The sequence below is a fragment of the Vibrio sp. 14G-20 genome (genome assembly GCF_026241515.1).
Lineage (GTDB): Bacteria > Pseudomonadota > Gammaproteobacteria > Enterobacterales > Vibrionaceae > Vibrio.
The window spans coordinates 1-21,570 of the sequence record NZ_JAPHPW010000040.1; the positions used below are offsets into that span (position 1 = coordinate 1).

A 21,570-nucleotide genomic window follows, 5' to 3' on the forward strand; every position below is an offset into this window, starting at 1 on the left:
CCCATTAGATAAAACCGAAACGATTGATACTGATCACGATGGTCAAGGTAATAATACTGACTTGGATGATGACAACGATGGGCTACCTGATACTGTCGAAACAGAAAACGGTACCAATCCATTATTAAGTGATACCGATGGTGATGGTGTCTCTGATAAGGACGATGCATTCCCATTAGATAAAACTGAAAGTAAAGATAGTGATGGTGACGGGGTTGGCGATAATAAAGAACTATACGATGGTACAGACCCATTTGCTGCTGATAGTGATAATGATGGAATAAACGATAACGAAGATGACTTTCCCCTTGACGAAACAGAGAGTGTTGATACTGATAATGATGGTCTAGGAAATAACACCGATACAGATATTGATAACGATGGTTTTTTAAATGATAACGATGCATTTACGTTAGATTCTCAAGAATGGAAAGATACTGATTTTGATGGTCTAGGGGACAATGCATCAAGAAATTCAAATATGGATTTGCAATCTATTTTATTCCAGTCATACAAAAGCAATGAAAACGAACATGGCTTACAATTAAAAATTAAAGTATCCGATAATTTTTTAAATTCTACTCGAATATCTGTAGTTTATTGGACTTTTAACCAGAGCCAAACAAGAGTTAATCTTTATAAAAATAAAGGTGAACGTATTTTTGAAGACTCTATTTCATTATCAAAGCATGCAAAGTCAGATGTTTACGAAATTAAGACGATTGAGCTTTATACTCAATCAAATACGTCAATAGAGTTCTCTGGTAATTATCTTTATCAGCAAGGTTATGCTTATAAAACTACAGTTGAAAACTCAGATAGTGATGATATAGTGCCGCAATTATCAACATTTTCGTTCGAACCGCCATTTATTCTAAATGATCATTGGAATATTGAGTTCGAAATAAATGCTAGTGATAATTTAAGTGGATTGGAACAACAATATATTATTGAATTGACATCGCCGACTGGAGATAGTATTCAAGTAAAAGGTTACTTTGATTACAGTGGTATTTTATCGGATAGTTCGGAAATTACTATGCAGTTACCTCTTAACTCCCCGTCAGGTGACTATGAGATTAATACAGTGAGGATTTATGATCTAGCCGGAAATTATAGTAAATCAATAGTTTGGTTAAATGAGAACAATATTCAACCTATATACTTGAATAACTCTCCCGGGGATAGTGAACTACCTACAGTTCAATCTTTTTCACTAACGGCAAAATATAACCATGTTACGAATCACATAGAATTGATATCAAAAGCTAAGGTATATGATGAATCAGGGATTAAAAGTGTTTATGTAAGAAATACCTCTCCTAATGGTATTAATTATGACGATTACCTCCGCATAATTTCAATGAACGATACAAATAATGAGTGGGAGTCAAGAATTACATTACCAAATGGTTCAAAAACAGGAAACTATAAAACATCATTTTTACAATCTACTGATAGCGTATCTAATAAATTAGTTCTTGATTATAATGACTTAAGTGATGCAGGGTTTTCAAATACGGTATTTATAGATTTTACTGATATTGATGATAATGGTATACCGGATCAATTTGAGTAATTATATTTACTAATTTTTACGTAGTGTACTGTATTAGAAAATTTGGCCTTCGATTTGTAGATTGTTAACTTTTTTGACTAAGTATAAGTTATCCGAAAAAACAGACTCATGTGAAATTCGTAACACGGAAATGTCCACGGATGATTCTGAGCACCCTGAACTACTGCGTGATCGATGGCTATCAGGCTGGAACAGTTTCAGTTTATAGCCAGACTTTATGTTGACCAATAATATCGAAGAGGAGGTCAACATGAGAAAGTTATCTTCAGGAAAATGCAGCGGCATTAAACGACCATTCAAGTTGGAAGAAATTTGGCGAATTAGAACTAGGCTAGAGCTTGAAAGCGACCTAATGCAGCTTGCACTATTGAACTTAGCCATTGATAGCAAATTAAGGGCAAGTGATTTACTAAGGCTGCATGTATATGATGTTTCTTCGCAAGGTGTAATCTATGAAAGGGTTCAATGCATCCAGCAAAAAACTGGCACCGACGTCCACTACGAGATTACCCCGAGAACACAACAAAGTATTAGCCGATGGATCTACTCGGCATCCTTAGAGGCAAGCAGTTTTTTGTTTCCAAGTGGTCGCCGAAAAGGACAACCTATCAGCTACTCATTCTATCGATCGATTATCAGGAACTGGGCAGTAAAACTTGGATTGAATGCGGACTACTATGGCACTCATTCCATGCGCCGTACTAAAGCAACCTTGATCTATGCCAAAACAAAAAACATCAGAGCGGTACAGATTTTACTGGGGCACTCGAAGCTAGATAACACTATTCGTTACCTTGGAGTGGAACTGGAAGACGCTCTGAGGCTCTCAGAGCAAACAGACTGCTGAGGCTTGCTGATACAGGCTTTTCTCCTGAAAAGCCTGTGCCCCGTTATCTTTTAGTTAAATCTATCAACAGAAAAACCAAGCCACGTGATGACCTAGTTTTTCTAATCTGAATTATGTCAACAACCATCATCCAATATTTGAATCGTTTCACTTAGAATTCAAAATCTTCCCACAATTTTCGAACCGAGCTATTAGGGTCATTGATCTGTTTCGGTTTAACATCAAATTGCATTGTTGGTCGTTCTGATAAGTTGTATGGAGACCAATCAGCTTTGCTTGTCTTGATGAATCTTAGCCATTGCTTGTGCATGGTATTAATAAGTTCAACTGGAGGTTGTGAGCCGACAAGTCTTTTTGCTTGTTCATTGTCAGTGGTATTAAACACAAACGGCACGTCAACAAAGTGTGCGGCTCCTAATTGATCATCAAACGCAGGTGACATCCAAGAAAAATTATAATGCCAAACATTGTTGTCGTTTTTAGTTAACTGTTGAGCAATGTGCAGTGCTGGCATTCTAAAGGTAAAATCAGATTTGATATCGGCAAAAGTGTCTCCAATGGATTTTCCATTGTCTTCTGTTGAATACACATCCGCAGGCCAACCTTCCAATGACAAGTCAGATAATAATAGTGACTTCGTTTCTTCGGTCGTATTGTTAACGGCACCACTTGGCACCATGTACAGTCGTGACTCTTGAGCTGTACTACCAACGATGACTGGAATAGAAGGTGAAGCTTTGGTGAGATCTTTCATTGGAGACTCGACAATGATATCCCCATCAACAACGGGCAAAAATGCGGTGCCTCCCCACGATAGCATTCCCCATTTGCCACGATCTTGTATGGTATAACCCATATCAATAACGTTCTTAACTAATTCAGGAAATGGAACCGTCGATAAGCCTTCAACGGTGGCTGGAATATTCAGTTTTTTGGTATAGCTTTGTGTGATTTTCTGAGCTTCTTTCTGAGTTAAAAATGCCATTGGAGGACTTTGCATAATGGCTTTCTGGAATAGGCCTTCTGCTTTTTCGGTACCCAATAAAATGGCAACACTTTCTGCCCCAGCAGATTGACCTGCAACAGTAACTTGGCTAGGGTCTCCACCAAAATCTTCGATGTTCTTTTGTACCCACTCAAGAGCCATGATCTGATCAAGAATGCCGCGATTATCAGGTGCGCCCTCTAGGTGCATAAAACCATCAACGCCTACACGATAATTGATCGTTACAACAATCACGTCATTCTGAGCAAAGCTTGTTCCGTCGTAGGCTAACTCTGCTGCATCTTCTCGGATGAATGCGCCTCCAGGGATCCATACAATGACTGGCAGTTTTTTATTTGATGCCTTGTTGTTGGTAGCAACGGCACTCATAGGTGTCCATATGTTCAGAGTTAGATCATCGGGAGCCCCCACCAAGGTGGTGTTTTTATCTCGGCTAGGCTGTGGGACAGGTTGACCTGCTTTTGTTGCATCTAATAATCCGTTCCAAGTTTCGTATGCTTGCGGTGCTTGAAATCGGCGATCTGCCTTAAAAGGGTTTTGCGCATATGGGACGTCATAAAATGTGGCCACGCCATCATGGTTGCTTCCCATAAGTTTACCAGACTCAATGATTACCAAAGTTGAGCTTTCAGGATTTTGAATCTGGGCAAATAGTGTATTACTTTGAATTAAACCTGTACTAAGGCATGCGACTAGCATCATTGTTTTTTTCATTTTATTCGGCTCGGTATTGGAATATAAGGTCAGTATAAATCCTAGTTTGAAGTTGATATATATGCTATACGTCAATAGATTGTTGCATAAATCGAACTGTTGAGGGTGTATGGATAGAATCATATCGATGGAAGTATTTGTTTCTATTGTGGAATTAGGTAGCCTAACTGCGGCCTCTGAAGAGCTAGGAATATCACGCTCCATGGCGACTCGCCACATCGCTGCGTTAGAAAAATCGCTAGGTGTCCGTTTATTATATCGTTCAACAAGAAGCCTAGGAATTACAAATGTAGGTCGAGAGTTATTACCTTTTTGCCAAAATATTTTGAAGCAAAATGACCGGTTATATAGCCTTGCTCAAGAGCAACAATCTCAGCCCAAAGGTCGAATATCCCTGGTAACGAGTATTTCATTTGGTCAGCTTTATCTTGCTCAAGCTATTGAGAGATTCATGCTTAAGTACCCAGAAATTGTAGTCGATCTCACGTTGTCGAATCATTCACTGGATTTGATTAAACATGGAATTGATATGGCAATTGAATTAAGTAACGACCTACCCGAATCTTTAATTGGAAAGAAATTGGCTGATTGCCCGTCGGTGGTTTGCGCTTCTCCTCAATATCTAGCAGAACATGGCGCTCCTTTATCTCCCGAAGATTTACTCGATCACAATTGCTTGATCCACAAACGAATAGGCCATGATTGGCTGTTTGTTCCTAAAGCCGGTTCTAAATCTGCTCAGCCTATTAATGTGACGGTCACAAGTAACTACTCTGTAAATGATAGTTCCATACTTCTTAATGCAGCGATTAATGGCAAAGGTATAGCGTGTTTACCTCTGCCTTTTATTGACAATGAAGCACAAGCTGGAGCTCTCACTATTCTGCTAACAGACTGTCATGTGAACTCTGTTGGCATATGGGCGCTGTATCCCTCAAGACAATATCAGCCTAAGTTACATCGATACTTGTTGGATTTTTTGCAAGAAGATTTATCGATTAAGCATGATCAAATGCGTAATATTGATCCATGAAGCTATGTGGGCAATGAAGCCAAGCAACAATGTTGCCCTACCTAATCGGTTAGTTACTTCTATCCTTTTAAAGGTTTCGTAATATCAACATGTAATGAATGAGTTAATTTAGACTGCTGCATAATTGCGATACTAGAAGTTATGTGAAAGTTCAGCTTGTCCGCTCGTTCGTAACTCACAATTGTCCAAAACTTTGCTAGTGCTGTTGGCGTTTAGACAAAGGATGAAGCCCCGCGAATGAGGAGTGACGAGGTGTTTGTGCCGGAAAACTTAAAGTAACTTTCTCACCGCAGTAGCTTTACTGATATATTCGATTCACAAAAATATCAAATTATGGTTGTCCTATACGATATCAAGATATGGTTGCTTTACGGCAGAACTATTTGGATTTTAAATAGATGATATTAAGTTCCGGTGTACTGATGGGAAGCCTTGCGTTAAGCATGAAAAAAGCCTCCAGGTCAAGGCGCCGGCTAATTGGTCATCAATACATCTTATGGTGAGGCAGCCAAATGTCGCCTGTTATTGGCGGCGTGTCGGGGCGAAGTTGGTGCTTCATTTACGGTGATATAACCATCTTTATTTTTATCTAAATGATTAAAACGCTTGGTGCCTGCCTTAAATTCAGAAGATGATACTTTTCCATCACCATTTTTATCCAATCGATTGATGAACTTATTGCTCTGGTTTTTATTGTGGTTATGAGTTTGACTTCCTGAGCGAACTTGGCTGCTTACACTTGCATCCCTCGTAGTATATTCGTTGACCTTTTCAGCCTGAGGTAGCGTGTTTGCATGCTCTGCGAAGTCGCCATAACCGCTTCTTACACTACGCGCATAATTATCAACCCGAATATAATCGCCTTGTGGACCACGTGACATCGGTTGGCCCGCTTTAGGGTCACTACGCTGGGAACCCGCACCGTGTACATCCATTATGTTTCCATGCATTTGACCCAAAGCTTTACCAAAAGACACATAAACTGCGCCAGACTCTGGGGTGGGGCCATCAAGGTGAGTGGTTGAACTCCAATAATAAGGGTAGTCTTTTTCACCAGCTTCATTTGTTATTGGAGATGTGTAGAAAATAGGGTCGATGGCTGCTGAGTTAGAGGATTCAGGCGAGCGAGTATAATCCACAATGCTTTGTAACTCTTTTGCATTCGGTAAACGCCAATCAGTCTGGTCTGCTAATGTTAGGTTTTCTGAATACTCTAGTGCTTCTTGCCAATTCAAACCTACTTTGCTGTCTTCCTGTTGCCAAGTTAAACCTGTCGCTAAATCGGTGATGGTGCCATTATTGTTATCAATAAAGTTGTTTTTACCGTAGACCTTATTCCCTCTAACAAACCTAAAGTACATTTTATTCGGCTCTTTGGTGCGAGGGTTAAACTTTGGGTAACCTTTGATACGACCATCAACAAAATTAACCCCAAAAACCGTATCATCATTTTGCATGGTCTTGTCAACATACTCAGTACTGGACCAAGTTTGTGCATCAATTTCTCGCTCACCAATCTGTGTATTACCGAGAGGTTGGTTAAAGAAACTCGTATCAATGAAAGGTGTGATCGCTTTTTGCCCTTTAACTTGACCTGAGAACTGAATAAGTGAATAGAGTTCTTTAATGGTAGGAATGCGCCAGTCATCATGACCTGCCAAATTCAGACTGCTTATTTTGAGCAATGCTTCATCGTAACTAAGCTTTTCCCCCATGTGTTTTTGCCAGATTAAGCCGGTAACATTATCGGTGATAGTGCCATCATTATTGTCTGTGTATGAAGGTTGGTTCGAGCTGTAGTTGGAATCCTGACCATAAAAATCATTCCCACTAACTGGAGATGGTATCACTGCATTATTGTTGTACGATTTTCTTTGTCCGGTATCGACTATTGCATAGCTCACGCGATTTTCATTGTAAATAGGCGAGCCAGATCCAATGATAGTAGCAGTAAGCTTATCTTCCGCATGAACTGAGTTCATTATCAATGTCATTAAAACAATAAACCTGAGTAGGAGTATTTTCATAAATTCCTTCTTATGAAGTGTGTTGAAAAAAGCGTAGATAGGTAAAGGGAAAACAAGGTATAGAGTATCAATGAGAATTAAATTGAAAATTGAATTTACATATTTTTACAGCACTGATTAGAGCTAACGAAATTAGGTATATAAAATTCGAGGCCTACTTAAATAAAAATTTCCTCTTTGTTATTAGGCGACAATTAGCTTAACAATAAGGTTATAGTAAGGTTTGAAAAAAACTCCAATTTCAAACGGTTAAGCCTCAAGTCTCTTCTACGTCTCATAATTCGAAGTAAACAGTGCTCGTTTCGCTTCTCCATCATGTTCGGTTTCAAATTCAACGCAAAAAGCCCCTGATGGTATGTCAGAGGCTTGATGGTGTTCATTGTGTAGGGAAGGCTAGGGAGCCTTAATGTTTACCCTATTAGAAGCGGAATTCAGCACTGAGTGCGTAACTGTTGTCTACGATTTTTGCTTCGTACATGGTGTATTCCAGTGCAACACGAACAGGACCTAGAGTAACACCCGTACCCACACCGTAGTAAATGTCGTCTGTATCACCTAGGTTACTTTGGAAGTGACCGATACCTAAACGACCGTATACGTCAAAAATCGTAATAGGTAGTGTTAGTTTTGTACTTGCTAACCATGCATCTGAATAAATGTGTTCGAAGTCTTTGTGTGTATCAACAAAATCCGCGTATCCAGCTTCAACCGATAGTAGGTCGTTAATCTGGTAGCCTATGTAGAGGCTGTAGCCGCTATTCTCATCACTGAAATCTGTATTGTCGCTTTCAGCTTGGTACTCAGAATATAGGTAGCTAGCACCAATGTATGGGTCAGCGCTTGCTTGAGTTACGAAGAAGATAGCAGCGATAGGAAGAATAAATTTGTTCAGTTTCATGGTTTAAAGCTCTTAATATAAAGGTTAACTAATGTTCCCTAATCCGTCAGCGGGTGATGTGTCTACATCAATTATTATGTCCTTATTGCAAGTGACTACAGGGAACGTTATGCCTTTTTCTCGTTTGCATGTCGCCCCTCACTTGCGGTGTGGAGCTATCATGCAGATTTTGTGATTCGCTGACATAACGTAAAGCTCACCAGTTCATAAAGTTTCATAACTTCAATATCAAGAAAATATAAAGTTAACTATTACAGTTAGTTAGTCTCTATTTAAATTGAGAAAATTTTAGGGTTACTCGTGTTATTTTTTTCTTGTTCTGAGTTTTCACGATAACCGCCGTCAATTTTATGGAAATGCCTGTGAATGATGTCTGCTGAAACGAAAATTGTGAAAAATCACACACAGCAGGTCGAAATTATCAGCAAAATCATTGGATTGAAGCTATGTTTAGACGATAAGAAGAGCCATAAAGAGTGAGTGAACGTGAATGCTTGAGAAAAACATCAGTTTTATCGTAGATGAGTGGCAGTTTATGCCTAACGAAGGGCAGATTCAGTTTGCAGATTCGTGTATTACGATTGATAACCGTCTCACTAAATTGCTTGAGTTCTTATGTTTGAACCCGGGTTTGACTCATACGCGTGATGAGTTAATTGAAGAGGTTTGGAATGGCAGTGTATTAACCGATCAAGTTGTCACCCAAGCGGTATTTGAACTACGAAAAGTTCTGAAAACACACAGTAAAAGGACAAGCAGTTATATTGTTACTGTTCCAAAGCGTGGTTACCGATTTGATGGTGAAGTGAAAGTTGAGAAAGTAGAGCTCCAAAAACCTGATTTCCAAAAACCAACTCTCCAAAAACCAGATCAGCTTGATGTTAATGGACGCCAATCAGCGCCTGAAAGCCAAGAGTTTGTCGAAAGAGAAGGCCGAGAAGAGGGTTATGTAAAGCCATCAGAAAATTCTCCAAGAAGTAGAAAACTGCATTACATACTGGCGTTTTTGGCGGTTGTCATCGTTTTACAATCATCATATATGTGGTTTTATCAGAATAAACAAAGTCCTTCGCAAGCAAGCTCGACTCACTCATTAAGTCATTATGAATTTCGTTATGTTGTACTGAATGTAACGGAAGAAGTTAAGGCGCAGCCAGAGCTCTATGGAATCGTAATTAAACTGATTGAACATATTGGTTTTTATAGCAATATCAGAGTAGTTAAGTCTGATGAGCATAAGAAGTTGGCCGCGATTGAGTTTAATATCTCAACGGCGAAAAGCAGTGACGGTAAGAAAACTCGTTTATTGGTGAAGTATGTTAACCGAGCGTCGGGAGGCGTGCATTTGAATCGCCGTTATTCCACCAACTTTGCTCGTTTCCATGAAACGTTTCCAGCGATGATCGACGATCTATTGCGTGCTATGTATATCGATGTGTCTGAAGAAGAGTTACAGCGCAATATTTCTGTGTTCCCACAGGATAAAGAATCGGTCAAGGCGTTGATGTCTGCGACTGGGGTTTCTTATAGCACTGTGGATTTTGATAAGGCGCTTAAGTATTTTCGAGAGGCCAGAGCACTGGCTCCAGATAACGCTTATGCTATTTCGGTGAGCTACATCAGTGAAGTGTTGGCGGTTTTCTCTAAAGATGAGGAAAATATTCAACCTAGAATTAAGGCGTTGAACGAGCAATATTCCTCGTCTTTGTCTGCCATTCTTAAGCGAGGAAACAATCCTCGTGTTTGTGAAGCGAACGCAATATTAGCGCTGTCTCAAAGTGAGCCTGATAAGGCGTTAAAGATCTTGTTGTCGATTCCTTACAATCAACAGACGCCTCTGACTTATTTGTTAATGGCTAAAGCAGAAGAGGCACGTGGCCATATCACGGGTGCCAAAGAGCTGTATCTGCAAGCGACACAAAATACCTCTTCACCGACTGCATTGACGCTAGCTGGTCCGCTGTTCTTTGACAGTAATTTAGACAAACTGATTGAACAACTTCAGGGCGTCAAACTCGACGTCGACGGTAAATAGTGAAAGTTAAAAGCAGATAAAAGCGGTAGCCGTAGAATTAGCAGCCGCACTGGAAATAGCAATCGCACTAGAAACAGCAATCGAAATCGAAATAGCGCGTTTTGTTTCTCTATTACATGACAAGGCCTCGGTTACCGAGGCCTTTCTGTACGTGGAGAGTTCTTTTTTAATACCTTAGTTACGCTTTTCTGCAATAGCAGAGAATTCGGGTAAGCAATTAAGTTACCGCTTGGGTGCTTGATTAGGGTATGAAACATCTTAATCTCAAGTATCTTTCCTTCGATATCATCACCATCTGCAACAATTATTGAATCGCCAATTCGGTAAGGGAATACAAAGAAGATCAGAAAGCTCGCGGTGATATTACTGAGAATTGACCATTGGGCGATGAAAGCGACGCCAAAAACGGTCACCAAGGACGAGATGAAAATGGTGAAGTTTCCATAGCCAATCCCACTGACGATGATATAGGTCGCACACAACAGTATGAACGAGAAAATGTTGAAGCAGCGAATGATGAACATTGTGCGTGTCGTCGCGACAGACTTTACCTGTGCAAGGTTGATAACGGTCGTCGAAATAAAGCGCTTGAGAAGCCAATAGGCAAGAATAAATACAAGGGCAAGCAGCAAATCATATTGCTTTAGTGTATTAAAAATGTGGACTAGAAAGTTCGGCATAACGACCTCAATTGTGATGAGCCGTTATTGTGCATCGTTGCTTGAGTGTGCGCATCATCAAACGATTATCGTTTTATAATGCGAGAAATGAATAGAAGTCTTTTTGATTTCCACAAACATTGTCGATATGGATTATTAGTAATAAGTTATTGATAGGTATTACTTTATTTTTTGTTTATATTTTTATAACTGATATATAAGTCTTCTGTGATGCCTAATATCATTCAATTTGTAGAATAAGCGCTCCTTTGTTCTTCATCGAGTTAGTCATGACAATCATAGTTATAAAATTAGTGTTTATTTATATTCATAAAAGGCGAAAAACCAAGCAGTCAAAGCCGTTAGAGATGAGGTTCTTTTAAGATGTTGACCTTACTCATTACTCAATTTGTTATTTTCTGGACAGTGGTTGGTCGTATTCGCGCAACGTCTGTTTCTACACGCTTGAAATCGAGAATCGGTACTGCTTCTAAAGGCTTTAAAGGAAATAGATAAGAATTGCTTTATAACAGGCAAACTTGATAGCAGGCGAACTGGATTGAAGAACGAGCTTAGCTCACCAATCAAGCTCTGTTTTGACAATACGGCTCAGCACGGAACTGAGCTTCGTATTCATGTTCTGAACGCTTAACTGGTGAGTGTCGGTAATAGAGTTCTTGTTACTGTTACTGTTACTGTTATTCAGCGAAGTTAGACGGGAATAACGCTCTAAGCGCCTCTTCATCACGTTCGGTTTTAAACTCAATGCCTTTGCCGATTTCGCGAGCACGCAGTGCAGCAGGGCGAGTGTTGATTGCGTTAAACCAGCGCTTCAAATTCGGGTATGGCTCTAAGCCTTCTTCACCAAGCACGACAGGTGCTTTATCAATCCAACCCCATGCAGCGACATCGACAATGGTGTACTCATTTCCGACGATAAATTCACGACCTTCCATATGCTTTTCTAGCACTTCGTAATGACGTTGTGCTTCACGTAGGTAACGGTTCACAGCGTAATCTAAGCCTGCTGGAGCAGCATGGCGGAAGTGTACCGATTGACCAGAATAAGGACCAAGACCGCTTGCGACAAACATCATCCAAGAGAGCAGTTCAGCTCTATCTTCCGGCTGACCACCTAGTTTGCCAGTCTTCTCTGATAGGTACAGAAGGATAGCGTTCGAATCGAACACGCGTTGTCCTTCGTCTTCAATGGCTGGTGTTTTACCGTTCGGGTTTATTAAGCGATATTCCGGTGTGTGTTGCTCACCCTTTAAGGTATCGACAGGAACAAGTTCAAAATCTAGGCCTGTCTCTTCCAAAAACAGAGCGATCTTCATTGGGTTGGGTGTTTGGTGAAAATAGAACTTAAGCATGGGGTAACTCCTTGTATTGGTCATTCATTAAAGCACCACTTGAACGATCGTTCAATGGCTGATTTTTGAATTTTCTGTGAATTGACTGATTTGATATCACACTCTGTGCTTTTTGAACTTGGTTGAGCAAACGTGAATGAGCGTCGACTTGTAGAGAGGTGGCGTTTTAAGTTACTGAAATAATAAACATAAAACGCACATTTAGAAATAAGACAGGGCTTCGAAACTTACGGATTTAGATGGAATAGGCAGGTGGGATTCGAAGTTAAATATTCCAAAGACATCAAGGTAGCTCCTCATAACTCGAAGCTATCTGGATAGTTGAGCTTACTCTGGCGCATAAAATCGTGATCTGCAGCCACACCTTATGCAACAAATGAATATTAACCTCGGAGAGTAAGGTTTGGTTCACGGTTTTTTAATCTTGGAGGCTTACATTGGTGAGCAAATCTGATGTGAACACTTAACGACACAGGATCTTTCCATGAAAAAGAACATTATTGCCCTCGCTCTTGGTGGCATGCTCGCTTTTGGCGCGACACCTTACTCTTTTGCTGCTAACGATGGCGCTGTGCAGGCTTCTGCTGACTACGCTCAGTTGGTAACTAAGCGACAAGTTGTCGACCAACTACTTCTTGATGCGTTGCAGGCGTTTAAGTCTCCGGCAAGAATTTCCCACGCGGGCTTCACGGCTAAAATGCCAAGTAACATGGAAATTGTGACTAACCGATTGTTAGAGGCATACCAACTAGAACCTTACCGTACTGATTTGTTGATCTCGGCAGCGAACGCTCAGATCTACAACAAGAATGCTGAGCGTGCGATTGAGTTGTTTGAACAAGCATTGACGGTTGCGCCAGACGATGTCGACTTGCACGCGTATCTTGCGGTTTGGCAGAGATTCGAAGGCAATGACAGTGAATCGATTAAGCACATGGAGAAACTGGAAAGCCTGAACAAGGGCAAAGCAGAAGACATCAAGCGTATTTTTGCTACGGTTGATCGCGTGCTAGAAACACCACTGAAAGAGTCGGCGGACAAAGGGTTATTGGATGAACACGGCGCGATTGTTACTTTGGGCTACGCGCTTAACCCTGATGGTTCTATGCATCAAATCTTGATTGAACGCCTTGAAACCACATTAGCAATGTCGAAAGCGAACCCAGATGCGATGATCGTGCTAACAGGTGGTGTGCCTAAGAATCATAAGACAGAAGGCAAATTGATGGCGGATTGGCTTATCGAAAAAGGGGTAAGCAAAGATCGCATCATTGAAGAGAACTACGCGACCAGCACGGTAGGTAATGCCTTGTTCAGTAGTTACGCGCTTGCTCGCCATGATATTAAGCACGCGACCATTATCAGCTCGGCAAGCCATGTTCGTCGTGGTCAAACTCTATTTGAAATCGCTAGCTGGCAAACTGGCCCTCAGGGTATCACCTTTGATACGGTTTCTTACCCAGACAAGCCGCTAGAAGATCTTAAGAAAGCGAGCAGTGGTGAGCTATTAGGTATCTACCGTGATGCTTTAAGAACTTATGGCATGTGGAGCTACCGTTCTTACCCACTGGAATCTCGTTAAGCTCAAGCATTATTTGCGTTTGGGAAAAGTGCGGTTCGCGTTAAACCAAAGCGTCACTTGTTAGTACAATCGAGCACAGCTAGATGGTATGCTGTGCTCCTACTTAATTTAGTGTTTCAAAGGCAAAAAAATGAACCCGATTTTAGCAATGTTGAAAGAGAACAATATTAGCGACGAGCAGATCAGCGAGATATTCAAGACGTTGACCGAGAACCCTCTTGCAGCAATGGCGACAATCAGCCAACTTGGTTTACCACAAGATAAGCTTCAAATGCTGATGGGTCAGGTAATGCAAAACCCTGCGCTAATCAAAGAAGCAGTTGAAGAGCTTGGCCTAGATTTTTCTAAGGTTGAAGCCGCTAAAGAGCAACTTCAAAAATAATCGAGTGTGAATGAGCGATTTTGTTAGGGAGCGATAACCTATTCGGTTAACTGTTCTTGAGATTGCGAATTTGACTCCAGTAAAAAGCCGTTTGAGTATCAATGCTTAAACGGCTTTTTTGATCCTTCATAGAAACGGGTAAGCAGGGGAGACGACAAAAACACTAGCCCGATGTGACTCCCTCGCTTAAATCATGTAATTTCGTTTTAACACTCATGTTTCAATAAACTGAATTCCGGCGTTGCTCATGAAATCTAGCTTAAGCATTCGATCTTACACCAAGCAATTTAATACTCATGCCCATGATAGCTACCATCAACTGGTGCTGCCTATTCAGGGGAGTATTAGCATTGAAATGGTGGGGTATGTTGGCAAGGTTTCTGTCGGTGAATGTGTGGTGATTCCGGTAACCACAGCGCATGCGTTTAAGGCGGATGAAGCGGCACGGTTTATTGTCGCAGATATGGTGGAGTTACCGCAGCACTTGTTAGAGCATGAGCTCTCGGTGTTTACTGTCACGCCACCTTTAATGAACTTCTTGTTGTTTGTTGAAAAGCAGTTGGAATATCAAGTCGACAGTGGTATTGAGTCATCCATCTTGGATGTGTTTTCACTGTTGTTAGAGCAACAACAAGTAAGCAAGAGCATCGACCCTCGTATTCGCGCAGTGCAAAGGCTCATTGCGGATAATTACGCCCAACCTCTCTCTATATCTCAACTTGCAGAAACGGCATGTTTGAGCCCCACTCAATTTAAGAAACGTTTTAAAGAGTGCATTGGAATCAGTGCGCTTAAGTACATCACTCGCTATCGTATGGAGAAAGCACAAGCCTTGCTTAGCCATACCGATTTACCCGTTCAATTGGTCGCAGAAAATGTGGGTTATAGCGACTTGTCTGCATTCAGTCGACGCTTCTCTCAGCACTTTGGCATGTCTCCAAGGGCGTTTTTGGGTTCGATGAAAGAGAGTCTTCCAAAACAAGAATAGCGTCCTTTTGGCAAACTCAACTTAACGTATGTTCACTATTATCTATTTCAGAAATGAAAATAGACTAGGTAATAGCAATGAATCTTGCCATCAATCGCGTTAACGAATTCCAAACGGGCACTTTAGCCATCGTGTTTGCTTCTGTTTTATGGGGCACGACAGGCACAGCCGCAACCTTTGCGCCTGATCTCAGTCCATTAGCGATTGGTGCATTTTCAATGGGCGTCGGCGGCTTAATGCAGGCTGCCTTGGCGTATCGAAAGATATTATCTTCACTTGATAAGCTTTTGCTCAACAAAAAGCTGTTAGCGGCGAGTGCGCTTGCTTTAGCGATCTATCCTTTGGCTTTCTACTCTTCGATGAAGTTATCGGGTGTCGCGATGGGCACGGTGGTGTCGATAGCTACCGCGCCTTTCTTTTCTGCACTTCTAGAGTGTCTTATTAGCAAAAAGAATAATATTAACAAACGCTGGCTCACGAGCTTTGCCATTGGCGTGGCGGGCATTGGGTTGCTGGTGTTTTCTGAATCTTCAGCGGCGAATGAATCCGGTGATGATCTCAAGCTGTTGGGTATTGCTTTAGGTTTGCTCGCTGGGTTGTGTTACGCCATTTATTCTTGGGCGACAAAAGCACTGATAGACAAGGATATTGAGTCTCAAGCAGCGATGGGCAGTATTTTTGGCCTCGGTGCGATGCTGTTGCTGCCAACGCTCTGGTTTACTGGTGAGAACCTGTTTTCCTCGCAGACTAACTTGTTAGTCATCAGTTATCTGACGTTAATCCCACAATGCTTGGGCTATGTCGCCTTCAGTTTTGGCTTACGCCACGTGACCGCGAGCAGTGCCAATCTACTTACTTTGTTTGAGCCGGTAGTTGCGGCGGTGCTTGCCGTCTGCGTTGTCGGTGAGCTGATACCTTTTACAGGTTGGCTAGGTATGTTTCTGATTGTGCTGTGCTTGTTGATACAGTCGAAGCCATCTAAAGGAACGCTATAAGTATTTGTTTTGTTGAGCCTAATTGAAATTTATTCATGCGTAATTCTTATAATTGAATAAAATCAGTATCTCAGTTGTGAGAGTGCTGTTACTATCGCTACCAATAGTCGGGGGGCATATACCTTATTTGGTGTGTGCTGAGATCGTTAATCGAGACCCGTTGAACCTGATTCAGTTAACACTGGCGTAGGGAACTATAAGCACTCGATCTACGTCTGCACTCATGAAGACTTTCATGAGCCTAATACGACTTCTCCTTCGATCAGTGTTCGTTCTCCTACGTCTTGTAAGATAGTAGGAGCGACAATGACACACAGTTCTAATTCAAAAGATTTAACGCCAAAAGCCTCAGTTTCACAGCACTCTGCTGATGGTTCGATTCGAACGAACACTCCGATTGTATTGACGATCGCTGGCTCAGACAGTGGCGGCGGTGCAGGTATCCAAGCTGATATTAAAGCCATGTCTGCTACAGGTAGTTTCGCTTGTTCGGTCATTACCGCGATCACTTCCCAAAACACCCAAGGCGTTTCCGCCATTTTTCCAATCCCACTTGAGCATGTCGCAAGCCAATTAGATGCGGTTTTTACTGATCTCAATATCGTGGCAGTAAAAGTCGGCATGTTGGCGGATTCGCAGATCATCAAAGTCGTTGCAGACAAAATTAAGCAGTACCAACCTAAACACTTAGTGATTGACCCTGTGATGGTAGCGACAAGTGGTGACCTTCTTTTAGAAAACTCAGCTATCACGACGCTGAAACAAGAACTGATTCCGCTGGCAGACATCATCACCCCTAATTTACCTGAAGGCGCGGCATTAACAGGCAAGCCAGTACCTGAAAACGAAGCTGAAATGAAGGGCATGATTGAGGACTTGCGCGCACTGGGTGCCAAAGCCGTTCTTCTCAAAGGCGGCCATTTAGAGAAAGATGAGAACAGTAACGATTTACTGATTCTGCCAACCGCATCTGCTCTGATTAGCGCGAAGCGTTTTCCTACCAAAAACACCCATGGCACGGGTTGTACGCTCTCTTCTGCCATTGCTTCTTTCTTAGCTCAAGGCAACACGCTGACTGAGGCTGTTGACCTAGGTAAACAATACATTTCTCGCGCGATTGCTCACGCTGATGAGTTGCAAGTTGGCCAAGGTCATGGCCCGGTAAATCACTTCTTCGCTGGGCACGGTAATGTCCGTTAATACGGTTGGCGTTCAGCTCAGCAATGCCTCCTTACGTTATAACGACAGTGAGCACGCAACCTTATCGGGGTTGTCGCTTAGCTTAAGCGCAGGCAAGTGGACGGTGTTGCTTGGTCGAAGTGGCTGCGGGAAAACCACGGTATTGCGTTATCTGGCGGGCTTGCTGGACGACAAAGTGGAGTGGCAGGGCACATTGGCAACCTCTGATGAATTGCCTTTAACGGATCGCATCGCTTACATGGCGCAGCAAGATTTGTTACTGCCGTGGCTGTCGGTTATCGACAATGTATGCCTGAGTCATCGCTTTCAAAATCCAGCTTCTGATAAAGCACTGCAAACCAATCAAGCACTAGAGTTGTTAGCGGCGGTTGGTTTGGCTGATCACGCGTCTACTATGCCGGATCAGTTATCTGGTGGCATGCGTCAACGTGTTGCTTTGGCTCGAACCTTAATGCAAGACAAGCCCGTCGTGCTGATGGATGAGCCTTTCTCTGCGTTGGATGCAGTAACAAGGCATAAGCTACAAAGTTTAGCGTGTGGACTGTTAAAAGGTAAAACCGTTGTGTTGATCACCCATGATCCACAAGAAGCGGTGCGTTTGGCGGACAACTTGTATGTGTTGCAAGGCACACCTGCGAATGCTCAATCTTTATCTGTGCCCAACACGGCCACACCAAGAGTGTTAGATGGTGAATGTGCTGAGTTACAGCAAGCGATCTTAGATCAATTGGAGCGTGATTATGAATGATCTAACGCGAAGCGAAGCTACTGATAGCTCCAAGATAGAAAACTCAATGGAAGAAAGTTCAACTAACACACAGATCACGACTAAGCGCCCTCGCCAGATGAATCCCGTAATGCGTTTGCTGATCAGCAGTGCTGTGATTCTCGGTTTATGGCAAATGGTGGTCGTTATCTTCGAGATGCCGAGCTTCATTCTGCCAGCGCCTGCAGAAGTCTTTATTAAGCTAATCGAACGTTACGATGTGTTACTCAAACACACTTGGGTTACTGCACAAGAGATCTTACTTGGGCTGCTACTCGGTTTGTCGATGGGGCTATTTTTTGCCCTGCAGATGCTGATGTTTGATCCGTTGAAGCGTTGGCTATTGCCTATCTTAATTGCCAGTCAAGCCATCCCTGTTTTTGCGATTGCGCCAATGTTAATGCTGTGGCTGGGTTATGGGATTGCTTCAAAAGTCGTGATGGCGGCGATCATTATCTTCTTCCCTGTGACGACTTGTTGTTATGACGGCCTACGGAATACACCGACAGGCTATCTCGATCTTGCCAAAACGATGGGTGCATCGAAATGGCAATTGTTGCGTTATATCCAATTGCCTGCTGCATTGCCAACACTGGCGTCTGGTATTCGTGTGGCGGTGGTGATTGCCCCAATTGGCGCGGTCGTCGGCGAGTGGGTGGGTTCGAGTGAAGGGCTAGGCTACTTAATGCTGCAAGCCAACGCGCGCATGATCATTGATGAGATGTTTGCGGCCTTGTTCATCTTGGCGGTGCTGTCTATCTCGCTCTACTTCATCACAGACAAATTACTTAAAAAAGCTATCCCTTGGGAGAACCAGTGATGGCTTACTCAATAACACTTTGTTTAATAAGGCTTCGCTCAACGCTATTTATCTAAACAAAACTTCGTTAAAAATTAGCTCTATAAACACAATAATAATATTCAAAAGGAAAGGTTACCTATGAAAAATACCAAATTGGTAGGTGCAGTGGCACTGGCTGCTTCGCTAGTTTCAGGTCATGCTCTAGCGGACTCTGAACAAAAGAAACTGACATTGATGTTGGATTGGTTTGTGAACCCGAACCATGGCCCGATTGTTATCGCTCAAGAGCGTGGCTACTTTGCTGACCAAGGTCTAGATGTTGAAATCCAAGAGCCAGCTGACCCAAGCACGCCAGCAAAATTGGTCGCGGCAGGTAAGGTCGATTTAGCGGTAACTTACCAACCAAGTTTAACCATGGATGTAGCTGCTGGCTTGCCTCTCGTTCGTGCATCAACCCTTATCGCGACGCCACTAAATACATTAATGGTATTGGATAACGGCAAGAACGATTCGCTAGCGGATCTGAAGGGTAAGAAGATCGGTATTGCGATTGCAGGAAACGAAGAAGCGACCATCGGCACCATGCTAGCTCAAGAAAATGTTGCGTTTTCAGACGTACAAACAATCAATGTTGGTTGGGCACTGTCGTCTTCATTAGCATCGGGCAAGGTAGATGCAATCTGGGGTGGCTTACGTAACTTCGAAACGAACCAACTAGCACTTGAAGGCTTTAAAGCGAAGGCATTCTTCCCAGAAGAGCACGGTGTTCCAGCTTACGATGAGCTTATCTTTGTGGCGAACGCAAAGCAGCACGACGATGAAGCGATCAAAGCGTTCAACAAAGCATTGGAACAGGCAACAACTTACATTGTGAACCACCCACAAGAGTCATGGGGCGAGTTTGTTGCGTACTCACCAGATACGTTGAACAACGAACTTAACCAACGCGCATGGAATGACACGCTGACTCGTTTTGCACTTCGCCCTTCTGCTGTTGACCTAAAGCGTTACGACGATTACGCACAATTCATGTTCGACAAAGGCATTATCAAATCACTACCAAAAGCCGCTGATTACGTACCGACTTTTGACTAAGGAATCTCATGAAATACCAAGACTTAATCCAAGCCTGTCAGCAAGATTGGCAAGACTACACCGAGCATGATTTTGTTAAAACGCTGGCGAACGGCACTCTCGCTCAACCGTGTTTTCTGCATTACTTGAAGCAAGATTTTTTGTTTTTGAAACAGTATGCCCGTGCTTATGCATTGGCAATTTACAAGGCCAAGACACTGGCTGACATGCGTCGTGCACTGCCAAGTGTTCATGCTCTGCTAGATTCAGAAATCTCTCACCATGTGACTTACTGTGGTCAGTGGGGTTTAACCGAATCGGATTTAGAAAACGAACCTGAAGATTTCGGTACTGTTGCCTACACGCGCTACGTTCTAGATGCGGGTATGACGGGTGATCTTGTCGATCTTTATGCGGCATTGGCTCCGTGTTCAATTGGTTATGCCGTGATTGGTAAAGCGCTTCTAGAAAGCAGCGATACTGTATTAGAAGGCAACCCATACGCAAGCTGGTTACAACTGTATGGCGGTGAAGAGTTCCAGTCTGGCGTAGCAACGGGCTCGGATTACTTCAATCAACTGCTTGCTGAAATTGATATCAACAGTGAGCGCGGCCAGAACATCGTTCATATTTTTAAAACGGCAACGCGTATGGAAGTGGCTTTTTGGCAGCAAGGTCTGAATGCACTTAATGACTCAACCGCGGCTTAAAGCGACTTTTACGAATAAGGATTTATCCATGCTAATTGAACAAATCATCCAATCGTTGCGCGCAGTACGAGAGCAAAAGCCACTGGTGGTGAACATCACCAACTACGTCGTGATGAACAACACGGCCAATGCGTTATTGGCGATTGGCGCTTCGCCTATCATGGCGCACTCACAGCAAGAGTTGGCAGAGATGATGTCTTTCTCTGGCGCGCTTGTGATTAACATCGGTACGCTCGACAGTGTGTGGACGCCAAGAATGCGCTTCGCCGTTGAACAAGCGAATGCAAACTGCAAGGTTGTGGTTCTTGATCCTGTGGGATGTGGCGCAAGTACGCTGCGTACTGAGACTTCTCGTGAAATTGCACGCTTAGCCGATAAGTTGATCATTCGTGGTAATGCGTCTGAGATTATCGCGTTAGCGGGTGAGCAAGCACAGAGCAAAGGCGTTGATGCGCTAGATAGCAGTGATGCTGCATTAGGCGCAGCGCAATGCTTAGTGGCTGAATACGGCGCGAATGTGGTGATTTCTGGTGAGACAGATTACGTTGTCACTAAAGACAGTGTTGTGACGTTAAACAATGGACACCCAATGATGCCGTATGTAACGGGCATGGGTTGTACCTTAACGGCGTTGACGGGTGCTTTCGCTGCTGTTGGTGATGAAACTGGTTTGGCTGCTGCAGCGGTGTTGGGTGTGGTTGGCGAAATCGCCGCTGAGAACTCACGTGGGCCGGGTAGCTTGCAGATGAACTTACTCGATGAACTCTATCAACTAGATGAAGAGACACTGATTCAACGTTTGAAGATTCAGTAGGTTTAATTTGGCGATAAGCATTTAGTTCACTAAAATGTATGGTCCGCCCCGTTATTGCAACTACAATTGAGTAATAACGGAGTTGG

At 42.7% G+C, this 21,570-nt stretch carries 18 protein-coding genes, 2 pseudogenes and 1 riboswitch; of the genes and pseudogenes, 15 read left to right on the top strand and 5 right to left on the bottom strand.

Annotation, left to right across the window (positions count from 1 at the left end; genetic code table 11):
- A pseudogene (locus OQJ75_RS21525) lies at positions 1-1,579 on the top strand (hypothetical protein); the annotation flags it as partial.
- Positions 1,580-1,829: 250 nt separating this feature from the next.
- Entirely contained in the window at positions 1,830-2,426 is a 597-nt protein-coding gene (locus tag OQJ75_RS21530) for a tyrosine-type recombinase/integrase (RefSeq protein ID WP_069546410.1), read from the top strand.
- 151 nt (positions 2,427-2,577) lie between these two features.
- Here OQJ75_RS21530 and OQJ75_RS21535 read toward each other — a convergent pair whose 3' ends face one another.
- Positions 2,578-4,134: a carboxylesterase/lipase family protein gene (locus tag OQJ75_RS21535; protein ID WP_265974441.1), complete on the bottom strand. Its 1,557-nt coding sequence runs from the start codon at positions 4,132-4,134 to the stop codon at positions 2,578-2,580.
- 121 nt (positions 4,135-4,255) lie between these two features.
- On the opposite strand from OQJ75_RS21535, the gene OQJ75_RS21540 reads away from it, so the two are divergent.
- The gene (locus OQJ75_RS21540) at positions 4,256-5,179 is read left to right on the top strand and encodes a LysR family transcriptional regulator (RefSeq protein WP_171736150.1); all 924 of its coding nucleotides are present in this window, start codon (positions 4,256-4,258) and stop codon (positions 5,177-5,179) included.
- A gap of 494 nt (positions 5,180-5,673) precedes the next feature.
- Here OQJ75_RS21540 and OQJ75_RS21545 read toward each other — a convergent pair whose 3' ends face one another.
- On the bottom strand, positions 5,674-7,206 hold the full coding sequence (locus tag OQJ75_RS21545) for a DUF1566 domain-containing protein (RefSeq protein ID WP_265974412.1): 1,533 nt from the start codon (positions 7,204-7,206) through the stop codon (positions 5,674-5,676).
- A 418-nt stretch (positions 7,207-7,624) separates the two neighbouring features.
- Positions 7,625-8,104, bottom strand: a complete 480-nt coding sequence (locus OQJ75_RS21550; RefSeq protein ID WP_102497300.1) for a porin — start codon at positions 8,102-8,104, stop codon at positions 7,625-7,627.
- Positions 8,105-8,594: 490 nt separating this feature from the next.
- Between OQJ75_RS21550 and OQJ75_RS21555 the strand changes: the two genes are divergently transcribed.
- Entirely contained in the window at positions 8,595-10,139 is a 1,545-nt protein-coding gene (locus OQJ75_RS21555) for a winged helix-turn-helix domain-containing protein (RefSeq protein WP_265974411.1), read from the top strand.
- Between the two features lie 131 nt (positions 10,140-10,270).
- Here the strand turns inward: OQJ75_RS21555 and OQJ75_RS21560 are convergent, their stop codons facing one another.
- A complete protein-coding gene (locus tag OQJ75_RS21560; protein ID WP_265974410.1) occupies positions 10,271-10,819 on the bottom strand; it encodes a mechanosensitive ion channel family protein in 549 nt (182 codons plus the stop codon).
- A gap of 363 nt (positions 10,820-11,182) precedes the next feature.
- Between OQJ75_RS21560 and OQJ75_RS21565 the strand changes: the two genes are divergently transcribed.
- Positions 11,183-11,314 (top strand): hypothetical protein, encoded by a 132-nt coding sequence (locus OQJ75_RS21565; RefSeq protein ID WP_260256846.1) that lies wholly within the window; start codon positions 11,183-11,185, stop codon positions 11,312-11,314.
- Between the two features lie 182 nt (positions 11,315-11,496).
- Here the strand turns inward: OQJ75_RS21565 and OQJ75_RS21570 are convergent, their stop codons facing one another.
- Entirely contained in the window at positions 11,497-12,171 is a 675-nt protein-coding gene (locus OQJ75_RS21570) for a glutathione S-transferase family protein (protein WP_265974409.1), read from the bottom strand.
- A gap of 484 nt (positions 12,172-12,655) precedes the next feature.
- Here OQJ75_RS21570 and OQJ75_RS21575 point away from each other — a divergent pair, with 484 nt between their 5' ends.
- From OQJ75_RS21575 to thiM, 10 genes and pseudogenes are all read left to right on the top strand, one after another.
- Positions 12,656-13,753: an ElyC/SanA/YdcF family protein gene (locus OQJ75_RS21575; RefSeq protein WP_260811876.1), complete on the top strand. Its 1,098-nt coding sequence runs from the start codon at positions 12,656-12,658 to the stop codon at positions 13,751-13,753.
- A gap of 130 nt (positions 13,754-13,883) precedes the next feature.
- Complete coding sequence (locus OQJ75_RS21580) at positions 13,884-14,135, top strand: DUF2999 family protein (RefSeq protein ID WP_009844829.1); 252 nt, start codon at positions 13,884-13,886, stop codon at positions 14,133-14,135.
- A gap of 247 nt (positions 14,136-14,382) precedes the next feature.
- Positions 14,383-15,123, top strand: a complete 741-nt coding sequence (locus OQJ75_RS21585; protein ID WP_265974408.1) for a helix-turn-helix domain-containing protein — start codon at positions 14,383-14,385, stop codon at positions 15,121-15,123.
- A gap of 77 nt (positions 15,124-15,200) precedes the next feature.
- Positions 15,201-16,118 (top strand): DMT family transporter, encoded by a 918-nt coding sequence (locus tag OQJ75_RS21590; RefSeq protein ID WP_265974407.1) that lies wholly within the window; start codon positions 15,201-15,203, stop codon positions 16,116-16,118.
- A 98-nt stretch (positions 16,119-16,216) separates the two neighbouring features.
- Positions 16,217-16,328: riboswitch (TPP riboswitch) on the top strand.
- A gap of 96 nt (positions 16,329-16,424) precedes the next feature.
- Positions 16,425-17,318 carry a bifunctional hydroxymethylpyrimidine kinase/phosphomethylpyrimidine kinase gene (thiD, locus tag OQJ75_RS21595; RefSeq protein ID WP_265974406.1) on the top strand — a complete coding sequence of 298 codons (894 nt, stop codon included), beginning with the start codon at positions 16,425-16,427 and terminating at the stop codon, positions 17,316-17,318.
- Positions 17,308-18,066 carry an ABC transporter ATP-binding protein gene (locus OQJ75_RS21600; protein WP_265974405.1) on the top strand — a complete coding sequence of 253 codons (759 nt, stop codon included), beginning with the start codon at positions 17,308-17,310 and terminating at the stop codon, positions 18,064-18,066. The genes thiD and OQJ75_RS21600 overlap by 11 nt, the downstream gene beginning before the upstream one ends.
- 103 nt (positions 18,067-18,169) lie before the next feature.
- Positions 18,170-18,904 (top strand): annotated as a pseudogene (locus OQJ75_RS21605) (ABC transporter permease); the annotation flags it as partial.
- 120 nt (positions 18,905-19,024) lie between these two features.
- Positions 19,025-19,981 carry an ABC transporter substrate-binding protein gene (locus OQJ75_RS21610; protein ID WP_265974404.1) on the top strand — a complete coding sequence of 319 codons (957 nt, stop codon included), beginning with the start codon at positions 19,025-19,027 and terminating at the stop codon, positions 19,979-19,981.
- A gap of 8 nt (positions 19,982-19,989) precedes the next feature.
- The gene (gene tenA / locus OQJ75_RS21615) at positions 19,990-20,670 is read left to right on the top strand and encodes a thiaminase II (protein WP_265974403.1); all 681 of its coding nucleotides are present in this window, start codon (positions 19,990-19,992) and stop codon (positions 20,668-20,670) included.
- A gap of 28 nt (positions 20,671-20,698) precedes the next feature.
- Positions 20,699-21,484 (top strand): hydroxyethylthiazole kinase, encoded by a 786-nt coding sequence (gene thiM / locus OQJ75_RS21620; protein WP_265974402.1) that lies wholly within the window; start codon positions 20,699-20,701, stop codon positions 21,482-21,484.
- Positions 21,485-21,570: the final 86 nt, after the last annotated feature.